The sequence below is a fragment of the Legionella sainthelensi genome (assembly GCF_900637685.1).
GTDB classification, from domain to species: Bacteria; Pseudomonadota; Gammaproteobacteria; order Legionellales; family Legionellaceae; genus Legionella; species Legionella sainthelensi.
Genome location: NZ_LR134388.1, coordinates 3,860,582 through 3,872,514, shown reverse-complemented (window position 1 = coordinate 3,872,514; position 11,933 = coordinate 3,860,582). Strand labels below are relative to the sequence as shown.

The following is an 11,933-nucleotide window of genomic DNA, read 5'->3' as shown; positions in this document are numbered from 1 at the left end:
AGAGGGGGTAAAGCGAAGTTAAGCATTCGGGGGAAATGCTCACTATATTAGACACCTAAATCACAAGAAAGTTCAATTTTTGTTCTAATTGACTTGCTTTTGTTAATTTGAGATAGGCGTCAATTGATCAATTAATCATTAGAATCAGCAGCGTATATGGATATTCACAGGCTTTTATCTATGGATTAAGCCTTCTTTATGGTATTTTATGAAGCAGTTAAACAGATTTCTAAATAACTGTAATTGCATTTTTAGTGTATACTGTCTGTTTGATTCTGCAAAGTATATTTCGGGTATATCAACCAAAGTTTATAAGGGGGCATAGTGCGGGAAAGTCGGTTCTACTTTGCTAATCCTGATAAAGTTGGTCGATATATAAATCGTTGGGATTTACTGCTTCTTATTCTTATTTTTTCTATCTTGTTTTTTTTAGGTTGGGCCGGCTCGCAAATGGCTACCCCATATCAACTGGGAGAGCAGATCCCGATTTCTTTAGATCCATCCAATCTTCCTTTTTATGCGTTACGTACTGTGTTGCGTATGTTTATCGCATTATTTTTTCCATAATTTTTACGTTCACTGTCGGTCTTTGGGCTGCTAAAAATCGACGTGCAGAGCAGATAATTATTCCTGCTATTGATATCTTACAATCCATACCTGTTTTAAGCTTTTTATCGATTACCGTAACTGGATTTATTCATTTATTTCCAAATAGTTTGTTAGGTCCTGAGTGTGCTTCGATTTTCGCTATTTTTTGTGCACAGGTATGGAATATGACTTTTGGTTTTTATCAATCCGTAAAAACACTGCCTCATGATTTAAAAGAAGTCGCTTCTATGTTTCGACTGTCGGCATGGCAGCGTTTTTGGAAACTGGAAGTCCCTTTTTCCATGTCGAGTTTATTATGGAATATGATGGTTTCTATGTCTGCAAGTTGGTTCTTTGTGGTCTTATCTGAAGCTATTTCTGTTGCACATCAAAATATCCGCTTACCCGGAGTAGGCTCCTACATCGCTTTAGCCATACAGCAGCGCGATTTACATGCTGTAGGTTATGCAATTTTAACGATGGTTATTGTTATTTTTTTGTACGATCAGATTTTCTTTCGTCCTTTAATTGCATGGTCAGAAAAATTTAAAGCTGAGACTTCACATGATGAAGTGGAATATCAATCTTGGTTGGTGGATTGGATGCGTGGCAGTCGCTTAATGAAGCAATTCGCTGAGATTATTGGCGTTTTTACGGATCATTTTGTGAATGCACGTTGGTTACGCCTTAATGAGTCTAAAGCAATTAAAGAAGTTGATTTAAAAAAGCAACGGCGCCTTGATAGATTTTGGGGGGCGTTTGTATTGTTATGTGTGTGTTCTGGGACATGGTTTTTACTGCGCTTTATTCTTGCTGAGTTGAAAATTGCTGACATTATTCATGTGTTTTTGCTTGGTGCAGCAACAGGGACACGGGTGATATGTTTAATTATTCTAAGTTCATTAATTTGGATTCCAGTAGGTGTATGGATAGGTTTGAGACCAAGAATTGCACAAAAAATTCAACCAGTGATTCAATTCGTTGCCGCTTTTCCAGCTAATTTATTCTATCCTTTATTTGTTATTGCTATTGTTAAATTCCATTTAAATGTAGAAATTTGGGTCACTCCACTGATGATCCTCGGGACTCAATGGTATATTTTATTTAATGTGATTGCTGGTGCATCGGCCATTCCCCGTGAACTTTATCTGGCAGCAGATAATTTTGGTTTGAAAGGATGGCTTTGGTGGAAAAGATTGGCAGCACCGGGGATCTTCCCTTTTTATATTACTGGGGCCATAACTGCCGCAGGTGGTGCATGGAATGCCAGCATCGTGGCAGAATTTGTAAGTTGGGGAAATACTACGCTCAGAGCCACGGGTTTAGGTGAATACATTCAAGCCAGTACAGCAACAGGAGATTTCCCAAAAATTGCTTTAGGTACAGCAATGATGTGTTTGTATGTACTCGCTTTTAACCACTTGATTTGGCGTCCGTTATATCGGTTAGCGGAAGAACGTTTTAATTTTAATTAATAAATCATCATGTCTGAAACCATTATTTCTATAGAAAGTTTAAGTAAGTCATTTAAAAAATCATCAGATCAAAATTTGCTGGTACTTGAGGATGTGAATTTTAAACTGCAAGAAGGTGAAATTGTTGCTTTGTTGGGTAAGTCTGGCTCGGGAAAGTCGACGTTGCTTCGAATTATTGCCGGTTTAGTTGCTCCAACAAGTGGCTCAATCACTTACAGAGGAAAACCAGTTACTCGACCTGTGGATGGGATTGCGATGGTTTTTCAATCTTTTGCGTTGATGCCTTGGCTAACTGTATTAGAAAATGTAGAACTTGGTCTTGAAGCTCAAGGCGTGAGTCGCGAAGAGCGCAGACATCGTGCGATTGAAGCTATTGACATTATTGGCCTTGATGGTTTTGAATCTGCTTTCCCAAAAGAATTGTCTGGTGGTATGCGCCAACGTGTTGGTTTTGCACGAGCTTTAGTTATTAATCCTGATGTTCTCTTAATGGATGAACCCTTTTCTGCCTTAGATGTGCTTACTGCTGAAAACTTAAAATCAGATTTATTGGAATTATGGAAGGAAAAGAAAACCAATACGAATGGAATCTTATTAGTCACTCATAATATTGAAGAAGCTGCTAATTTAGCAGATAGAATCGTTATTTTTGGTAATGATCCCGGGTATATTCGCGCTGAGTTACCCGTAACTTTACCTCAGCCACGCGATCCCGAATCTTCTGAATTTCGAGCTTTAGTAGACAAAATTTATACTTTAATGACCACAGGGCCTAAGGAAAAGGCAAAACGTGCGCAAAGAGAACGACAAATTGGTTTAGGTTATCGTTTGCCTGAAGTAGAGCCTTCAGAGTTAACGGGTTTGATTGAAACAATGACTTCATTTGAAGAGCGTATTGACTTGCCAGAGCTTGCTGATGAGCTCATGATGAACATTGATGATCTATTCCCTATACTTGAAACATTAGAAATCTTGGGTTTTGCTAAAGTTTCTGCGGGAGATATTCAGTTAAGTGATTTAGGAAAGCAATTTTCAGAGGCGGATCTCCAAGAACGTAAGCAATTATTTGCCCAGAGATTATTGGAGAAAGTACCTCTTGCCCGTTACATTCGCAGAATTTTGGATGAAAAAGTAGGTCATAGAGTTTCTGAAGAACGATTTTTAAGTAAACTTGAAGATTACTTAAGCGAAAAAGAAGCCGAGCGTGTTTTACGGACAATGATTGATTGGGGGCGCTATGCAGAGATTTTTGCTTATGATTTTAATACAGGTATTTTAAGTTTGGAGAATCCAGGCATAGGCGCATAGTATGCGTCATTAACGCTTCTTTTCCAAAAAATCAATTTATTTGCTAAAGAATACTTATATTCAACTGATTTATTTATTATTATTTGTTCAAATTGATTTAAGGTTATTTAGCATGGAGCACAAAGAAGAATATGATGAACATATAAAAATAATCCTTCTTGGTGATAATTATGTTGGAAAATCCTGTTTATTAGCAAGTCTTTTTGGCAATCCAGATTTTGATTACTATGTCGACACCATGGGTGTTGATGAGAAAATAAAGTTTCTTAGAACTTATAATAAAACAATAAAATTACGCATTTGGGATGCTTCTGGAGCCCCAAGACTTCAGAAGATTGTTGCATCTTATTTTCATCATGCTGATGGTGCCTTTATTTGTTTTGACCTTACTAACTTGCAATCCTTTCAGAATATAAAAGTCTTAGTCGAGCGTTTTAAGGTAAGTAATCAACAGGCACCCATTCTTCTTGTCGGTTGTAAAGCTGATTTAATTGACTTGAGAAACGTATCTCGCAAAGAGGCCAACGAACTGGCAGACCAATTAGGTCTTACTTATATAGAGGTTTCTGCGCGCAAAGAAATTAATGTTAAGGAGGGATTCAATGTATTAGCGAAACAAATTTACTTTTTGGCACAAGTGAAAAAAATTAAGCCCATTTTGGAAGAACAATATCATAATTATTTATTAACGATGCAGAGATCCCGTCCAGGTTTGTTTTCCGCGTGCAGTCCATATCGTACTAAAGAAGGTTTATTAAAAGAGGAATATCACAGCAGCCTTAAACAGTTTCTTAAAGCCACGGATCCTTCAGCCTTGAATGTATTCTGTATCAAAGTACTAGATCTCATTGAACAGGTGGATCAAGTTTATAAGCATGAAAATCCTTATTGGAGTATCATCTCTCATAGTCCTTTATCTAAAATTTTGAGGCAGGCATTGGATGTTCTATGCAGTATGCCGTTGGAAATTATTGAATTGTCTGATATTAGGGAACTGATAAGCAAGGATAGGGTTTTCTGTAAAACCACACGGTAAGATCCTTAAATTTGCGGAGAAGCCTTGAAACACGGCGAGCATCTCCTTAAGGCGAATTTAGTTTTTTAGTAGGGAACAGATACAAGTCCGTGAGCTTTTTTTATTGAGTGTTTCGACTTGATTTGCTGTGTTTTGGAATTTTTCAAATATGCTATACTCACTAACGCGAGCCGTTTCCGCAATAGGTTTAAAGTCTTCTTTTGATGTTTCTTGATAACTACTTAATTGCTTTTGTGTGGCCATTTGAGCAATATTTTCTTTGATTTTAGGGTATACACAATTATAGAAAAATTTACCATCTACTTCGATACTGCGTTTTTCATCGAGTTTAGTCGCTTGTGCTTCATTCCCACTTTTATATAAAGGGTATTCTTGATTTTTAAAAACAAAACATGGGTCTGATACAGTAGAAAAAGATGATTGTCCATCAACTATAAAAGCAGTCTCATCGCCGAGATGATGCATGCATAAAACTATTTTATTTATATTTTCTTCGTTAATATTTTTAAATGTGATCACCAATCGAGCGTGATCTTCTCCGGGGGCAAGCTGCAATAAGTTTGCAGTGTGAATTTTTACATCAGCTAAAGATAAAATGACATTCCCAAGCAAATCACATTTTTCTGGGGTAATGCGATAAGGAATTAAAAACTCTTTAAATTCTTTATGTAGTCCAGTATTACTGAGAACGGACTCATTGCGGTGATAATGCTCAAATAAAGAAATACTATCCAACAACATTATAAGTTGCGCATATAATTTTTGATTTTCATTAATTTCTTGCACTTGCATAAAACGATTAATTTCTTTTTTGCTATCTACGATATCTACATATAAATGTGGGAAACTCTCTAAATCATGGATACGTCCGGATAAAGTTGATATAAAACTGATGAAGTTTTTTATCGTCAGTGTAAGTGGTGTGTTGAGGTAATTAGCCATTATTATTAGCTTGACCTCATCAAGATGTTTTTCGAGTATATTTTTAGCCTTTGCTTCTAAAAGCGGGGCAGATAGTGCTTTATATCGGGCAATAATTTGAGGTGAGGTTTCTTTTAATGCTTGGAAACGGTTTTTAAAATAAAAAATAAAGTGCTCAATCAAGGTTTCATCGTTGATTGATATCGGTTTGCCATGCAGGTACTTTTCTTCGGGGATCTTAAAGAAATTGAGTATTTTTTTGATCTGAGAAAAATCGAGTCCTGTTGCAATAGAAAATGTTATTTTTTCTCTATCCGTTGTTTCTTCATTGTCAAAAGAAAAGCCTTGATTGAGCTGCTCTGCATTGACGTTAATATCCGCCAATTGATAAGTAATGTAGTTGACTATTCCTGAATTAAGACTTATCCGTTCCTGCTCCAGAAATTGCTGCAGCTCTCTTTTTAGCTTTGATTTCATAATGCATCCCTTCATTATTACGAAAACACCGTTACAAGTTTAAGCTGATTTTCGCGATAGAAAACTTAATATTTCAAGCAAACGATCTGGACTGCCAGCCATTTGTAAATCCGTTTTATATTTATGATTCACAACGAAGGCAGGAACTGCATTAATTTGATAGCTTGCCATCAAGCTCATACCATTTTGTACACGCATGTCAATGGTGGGCGAATTCTCAAAGGCGCTTTTTGCAATTTCTCTATCCACACCTTGTGCTACAAAAAACTGGATCATCGCTTGTTTTGAATCTAATGGTTTTTTGTCTTCTTGTATGGTTTTAAATAATAAAGAATTCATTTTATCTGAAAGAGCAAGAGTTTTTGCCGTGTAATAGGCTTTGGCATAGAGTTCCCAGGAAGGTTTAAATATTACCGGAACACGTTCGAATTGAATGTTTTTTCCTGTTGCGTTTACCCATTCATCTAAAGGTCCTTCGATTTTATAACACCAAGGACAACCATAACTAAAAAATTCTTCAACAACGGGTGTTTTACTTTTGTCATTTGCGGCATTTGGGTTAGTCACAATTTGATAATCTTTACCTTCAACAAATGATGCAGCCAAGGCTATTGCTGGTAAAAGAAAAAATAAAGCAATTAATTTTTAAACATAATTTAGTTTCCTAATGTAAACCTTCAATATAATGTGCTACAGCTTCCATGTCCTCTTGGCTCATTCTACTGCTAATGTCTTGCATAATATGGTTCAAATCGTTTTTCCGTTTGCCCTCTTTAAATGCATTTAATTGTAAGACAGTATAAGCAGCATGTTGGCCAGAGAGAACTGGAAAACCCGCTTGGGCGTTGCCAGTGCCTTTAGGACCATGGCACGCGATACATGCCGTGATTTTTTTGGCAAAATCTCCTCCTCGGTAGATTTGTTCACCCCGCTTCAGATAGTGTTCAGGGGTACTGCCTTGAGCAAGTGGCATTTTAGCATAATATGCAGCCAAGTCATCCATGTCTTGAGTGCTCAATGTAGAAACTAGGGCTTTCATGGTTGGCGCGTCGCGCAAAGAGCTATCCCTCATGTCTTTAAGTTGCTTCAGAAAATACTTAGGGTGTTGCCCCGCAATATTAGGCCATTCGGGATTTGTACTATTACCTTGTTGTCCATGACAAGCGCTACATACAATCGCCTTATTGGCTGTGGATGCATTATCCTCCTGGGCAAAAAGGACGATGGGTATATATAGAATAAAAGCGAGTACAAATTTTTTCATCGATTTCTCATCATAAATTCTCAAGTAATGGTACACTGTCTTGGTTGAAATCCCAAAAAGTATTATGTTCATGTTAGAAAACCCTTATTCTAAAGCAGTATTTCTAAAAAGTGCTGCACGCGTATCTCAGCTGCCTGATGATTCAGGTTATGAAGTTGCTTTTGCTGGACGTTCTAATGCTGGAAAGTCTAGTGCGTTAAATTGTTTAACAGGGATTAAAAATCTTGCTCGGACAAGTAAAACTCCTGGGCGCACTCAGTTGATTAATTTGTTTCAATTGGATGAAGCGCGTCGCCTTGTTGATTTACCCGGTTATGGTTATGCAAAAGTTGCTTTACGAGTGAAGATGGATTGGCAAGAAAATTTAGCGCATTATCTTGAAGTCAGAAAAAGTTTAAAAGGTTTGATTCTCTTGATGGATATTCGGCATCCTTTAAAGGACTTGGATGTCATGATGGTTGACTGGGCTTTAGATCGGGGATTGCCCGTACACATTTTATTAACCAAATCAGACAAATTAAGTCGAAGCGAAATAAAAAACACCCTATTCAAAGTTCGTAAGTATTACGAATTGGCACAACATTTAATTACAGTTCAATCGTTTTCGTCTTTAAAGAAAGCGGGGATAGAGGAGTTGATTGCACTATTAAATCAATGGATGGAGTTCAACTAATCCTGAATTGACCCATTCTTATCGTGATGTAAGGATAATAAATGTTCACTGGGTTAAGTGTTCGATAAAAAACAGGCGTGATTGCGAACGAAGAGAAGCATTCGAGTTCGATACGTGCAGGTTCTGGATTGGATGGCGCAAAGACAAAGGAAACTTTAGCCGAGGACACTGCGTTTAATAGATGTGCAGAGCGCAATCAAAGATTGCTTCTGCACATTTATCAGGATGCTTGAATCATCAAGAGCCACAAAATAATCATCCTTTAATTTCTGAATTTTCCAATACTTTTTCTGCTTGGGCTGCGCGATAATTTTTAATCGCTTCACGGTATTCAGGGTATTTATTGCTCAAGATTGTCGCTGCTAAAAGGGCAGAGTTAATGGCTCCAGCTTTACCCACTGCAAGGGTACCTACTGGAATACCTGCAGGCATTTGCACTATAGAAAGAAGTGCGTCAAGCCCATTAGTAAAAGTAGAGGAGGGCATGGGCACTCCTAAAACTGGCAATAGGGTTTTTGCTGCAACAACACCTGGTAAATGGGCGGCACCACCTGCTGCTGCGATAAATATTTCGACGCCACGTTGTTCTGCTGATTTTAAATAATCAAATAAGGCGTCAGGTGTGCGATGGGCTGATAAGGCGCGCACTTCATGAGGAATATTTAATTTTTCCAGGGCCAAACTGGCCTCTTCCATAATTGTCCAATCGGATTTAGAACCCATTAATATAGATACTAGCTTATTTGACATATCCCCTCCATTATTAATTTGCTATCGCTAAGTGTTATTTAAGATCTACAACGACAAATGGTTTTTATTGCCTCAACCAAGGCTACCCCTTCTAACTCTTGTACCCTGGCTTTTAAAAGCTCTGGCGTATCATTGAGTTTTACGGGACATTTCTTTTGTAAAATAATAGGTCCTGCATCTACTGCTTCAGTGACATAGTGTACGGTGCATCCTGTTTCAATTTCATCTGCGTCTAAAACAGCTTGGTGCACTTCAAGATTCATTAGCCCTGCATAGGCGGGTAAAAGTGACGGGTGGATGTTAATAATTTTATTTTTCCAGGCTAAAACAAACTCGGCGGATAAGATACGCATATAGCCAATGAGCACAATAAGTTCAATTTGATGTTGCTTCAGAATATCGGATAAACAATTATCAAATTCAGCTCGGCTTAAATCGCGTGAATTAACAAACATCGATTTAAGACCAAAATAGGTTGCTTTTTCTAGAATGAGCGCATCTTCCTTATTGCTTAGTACCAATTCAATCGAGGCAGCCAGATTTTTTTGAGCAACAGCTTCAACAAGTGCATTAAGGTTAGTTCCTCGGGTTGAACCTAAAACAGCAATGCGAGTCATAACCCACGGATCCTTAACATCTGCTCAATGCGTTGTTGAATTAAGGGTTTGGTGCCTATATCCTGCCTATGAAATAACGGACCTTCAATTAATGAAATTTCATGTTCGGCTTTTTTTTCTGCTGCAAAAATTGAATCGGCAATACCCACATAAGCGGCTGTTCGAGAGCCTACAGCAATGATTTGCTCATTCACTTGATTGACTGAGGCAAGGTATAAGTTGTTTTGACAACTAATTTTTGAAAAGTTAACAACAAAGTTCTTCTTGGGTGAATCAGGATATCCTTCAGGAACCGTATATTTACAGACGGTAGCTTGTTTGGCAAACGTCACTTTATCTTCCTGCAAATGACCATTTACTTGAGACTGGCAAAGAGTTACAAAATCAGATTCTAAAATCGAGAGCACATTTAAGGCCTCTGGATCTCCAAAACGAGCATTGAATTCAATGACGTAAATTCCATTTTTAGTAGCGATAAAACTTCCATACAAAATGCCAATGTATTGCTCATTACATTCATGGGATAAGGCACGAAAAACGGCATTGTTAATCGCTAAAGCATCGTGTACTTCGTCGGTAGTTAAAAAAGGCAAACTATGATTGGTATCTGAATAACTGCCCATTCCACCAGTATTTGGACCGCGATCGCCATCATAAGCACGTTTGTGATCTTGGACTAACGGCATGGGAATGAGTTGCTTTCCGTCAGCGAAACACATCAATGAAAATTCCTGGCCAATAAGTTTTTCTTCAATGAGGATGGTCTGATTTTGATTAAGAATTTCCTGGCAAAAACTCATGGCTTCCGGGATTGAGTGCAGATGTTCTCCTGCCACTTTTACACCCTTACCACTCATTAAGCCGTTTGCTTTAATTACATAATTACCTTCGCCCAACTCATTAAGAAACGATTCTATATGATTTAGGCTGGTGAATTTTTTATAAAGAGGCAGGCCTGGGATATCGTATTTTTGCATGAGGTCGCGAGCAAATTCTTTTGATGTTTCAATTTGAGCCAAGACCTTTTTGGGCCCGATTGTAGGTATGCCTTCTTGCCATAATGCATCAGCCATTCCTTTTTCTAAAGGTGCTTCGGGCCCTACAATTGCTAAATCAATCCTCCAAAGCTTTGCTTTAGATACGACAGCCGTACAATCCGTAATATCACCAGTACAATATTGGATTGTTAATGGATGAATGCCTGGATTCACTGCAGTACCATAACAAAATAAAGATGGATTTTGTGGCGAGCGATTTAATGCTTTGATGAGAGCATGTTCCCGGGCGCCAGAACCTATAATAAGAATATTCATTCCATCAAGTCCTCTTTTTGTGACGGGTTATCATGTCGTCCTGTTTCGCGTAGTAGTTCCAATTGCTGCATTTTTTCTTGAGTTATTTTTTTGCAGAAATAATCGCCATCCATACATGCCATACATGGTTTTTTGATTTGATGTTCACCACGACGTGTGACGGCTTCGACCAAATCTTCCTGCGTTTGATACATTAAGACGTCAACACCCAAATAATTTGCGATTTCTTCCTCTGTTTGATTTGCTGCAATGAGTTCTTTACGTGAGGGGATGTCAATACCACTGAAACAGGGGTTTTTAAGCGGGGGGGCGGTCGAAGCAAAATAAATTTTCTTTGCTCCAAATTCGCGGACCATTTTGACAATTTCACGAGAGGTAGTTCCTCGTACAATACTGTCATCAACAATCATCACTACTTTATTCTCGATTTCAGTGCGTTGAGGGGTTAATTTATAGCGAATGTTTCGAGTTCGAGCCTTTTGATTCGGCATAATAAATGTTCGGCCGATAAAGGGGTTTTTATACAAACCTTCGGAATATCTTACGCCTAACTCATGTGCAAAAGATAACGCTGCTGTATTTGCAGTAAATGGTGCTGGAATCACCACATCAGGAGTCAAAGTGGGATAATTTTTTTCCATTGCAGGGCTAGATTTTGTCCCATACGCAAGCGGGCTCGGTATACGCTGACATTATTCAATGTCGCATCAGGCCGAGCAAAATAAACATATTCGAAGACACAAGGTCTGAATTGCTCTTCTTTAAGCACACGACGATGCAATTTTCCATTCAGGTCAACATAGGCTACTTCACCAGGTAATATATCTCCTTGTGGCTCGAATCCCAATGCATAGAAGGGTGTTGATTCTGAGGCAAAAATGGTGTCTATTGTGCCATCGGCGTTTTGCCGAGTGCCCCAAACCAGGGGGCGAATGCCATGCGGGTCGCGGAAGGCAACAAGTCCTTTGCCAATGACTACGGAGACAATGGAATAAGCTCCTTCGATTCGTTTAAAAACATAGGACACTGCTTTGGTGAGCAGTTCAAAAAAGCTCTCATAATTCTCTTCAATACTGTAGGCACTACTGGCGAGTTTGTCGGCAAACAGAAGCAATAAAGCCTCTGAATCCAAAGAAGTATTGAGGTGACGATGTTGTTTTAAACGAATTTCATCCGCAAGTTCCTGATAATTTGAGAGATTGCCGTTATGAGCCAGCGCAATCCCGCGTGGACTACCAATCCATAGGGGTTGAACATCAGCTGCGGTATATCCTCCGGCGGTGGGATATCGGACATGACCAATCCCTATATTACCTTCAAGCGATAGGATGTTTTCGGGGGTAAAAATTTCTCGTGCTAAACCTAAGCCATGTTTTGTATAAAATCGCTGATCACAGGTAAGTATACCCGCAGCATCTTGTCCTCGATGCTGCAAGTGAATTAGGCTCTCATACAATTCAGAGGCCACTGGTTCATGACTGTAAATACCCACAATTCCACACATGGATGAG

Annotated in this window: 9 protein-coding genes and 2 pseudogenes; 4 read left to right on the top strand and 7 right to left on the bottom strand. The window is 38.6% G+C overall.

What is annotated here, in order from left to right; translation table 11 throughout:
* Window positions 1-324 precede the first annotated feature (324 nt).
* From EL220_RS16865 to EL220_RS16855, 3 genes and pseudogenes are all read left to right on the top strand, one after another.
* Window positions 325-2,063 (top strand): annotated as a pseudogene (locus EL220_RS16865) (ABC transporter permease).
* A gap of 9 nt (window positions 2,064-2,072) precedes the next feature.
* Window positions 2,073-3,371: an ABC transporter ATP-binding protein gene (locus EL220_RS16860; protein ID WP_027270544.1), complete on the top strand. Its 1,299-nt coding sequence runs from the start codon at window positions 2,073-2,075 to the stop codon at window positions 3,369-3,371.
* A 112-nt stretch (window positions 3,372-3,483) separates the two neighbouring features.
* Window positions 3,484-4,407: a Rab family GTPase gene (locus tag EL220_RS16855; RefSeq protein ID WP_027270545.1), complete on the top strand. Its 924-nt coding sequence runs from the start codon at window positions 3,484-3,486 to the stop codon at window positions 4,405-4,407.
* 57 nt (window positions 4,408-4,464) lie between these two features.
* Here the strand turns inward: EL220_RS16855 and EL220_RS16850 are convergent, their stop codons facing one another.
* Genes EL220_RS16850 through EL220_RS16840 form a run of 3 tightly spaced genes read right to left on the bottom strand, consistent with a single transcriptional unit; the run spans window position 4,465 to window position 7,069 of the window.
* Window positions 4,465-5,805 carry a hypothetical protein gene (locus EL220_RS16850; RefSeq protein WP_027270546.1) on the bottom strand — a complete coding sequence of 447 codons (1,341 nt, stop codon included), beginning with the start codon at window positions 5,803-5,805 and terminating at the stop codon, window positions 4,465-4,467.
* 39 nt (window positions 5,806-5,844) lie between these two features.
* Window positions 5,845-6,411, bottom strand: a complete 567-nt coding sequence (locus EL220_RS16845) for a thiol:disulfide interchange protein DsbA/DsbL (RefSeq protein ID WP_414973824.1) — start codon at window positions 6,409-6,411, stop codon at window positions 5,845-5,847.
* A gap of 58 nt (window positions 6,412-6,469) precedes the next feature.
* Window positions 6,470-7,069, bottom strand: coding sequence for a c-type cytochrome (locus tag EL220_RS16840; protein ID WP_027270548.1), 600 nt, complete (start codon window positions 7,067-7,069; stop codon window positions 6,470-6,472).
* Window positions 7,070-7,139: 70 nt separating this feature from the next.
* On the opposite strand from EL220_RS16840, the gene yihA reads away from it, so the two are divergent.
* On the top strand, window positions 7,140-7,742 hold the full coding sequence (yihA, locus tag EL220_RS16835; protein WP_027270549.1) for a ribosome biogenesis GTP-binding protein YihA/YsxC: 603 nt from the start codon (window positions 7,140-7,142) through the stop codon (window positions 7,740-7,742).
* A 255-nt stretch (window positions 7,743-7,997) separates the two neighbouring features.
* Here the strand turns inward: yihA and purE are convergent, their stop codons facing one another.
* The 4 genes and pseudogenes from purE to purF form a co-directional block, all read right to left on the bottom strand.
* Window positions 7,998-8,492 (bottom strand): 5-(carboxyamino)imidazole ribonucleotide mutase, encoded by a 495-nt coding sequence (purE, locus tag EL220_RS16830; RefSeq protein WP_027270550.1) that lies wholly within the window; start codon window positions 8,490-8,492, stop codon window positions 7,998-8,000.
* Window positions 8,493-8,530: 38 nt separating this feature from the next.
* Window positions 8,531-9,109 (bottom strand): phosphoribosylglycinamide formyltransferase, encoded by a 579-nt coding sequence (gene purN / locus EL220_RS16825; RefSeq protein WP_027270551.1) that lies wholly within the window; start codon window positions 9,107-9,109, stop codon window positions 8,531-8,533.
* Window positions 9,106-10,422, bottom strand: a complete 1,317-nt coding sequence (gene purD, locus EL220_RS16820; protein ID WP_027270552.1) for a phosphoribosylamine--glycine ligase — start codon at window positions 10,420-10,422, stop codon at window positions 9,106-9,108. The genes purN and purD overlap by 4 nt, the downstream gene beginning before the upstream one ends.
* Window positions 10,419-11,926, bottom strand: a pseudogene (gene purF, locus EL220_RS19710) (amidophosphoribosyltransferase). Before purF ends, purD begins: the two are co-directional and overlap by 4 nt.
* Window positions 11,927-11,933 lie beyond the last annotated feature (7 nt).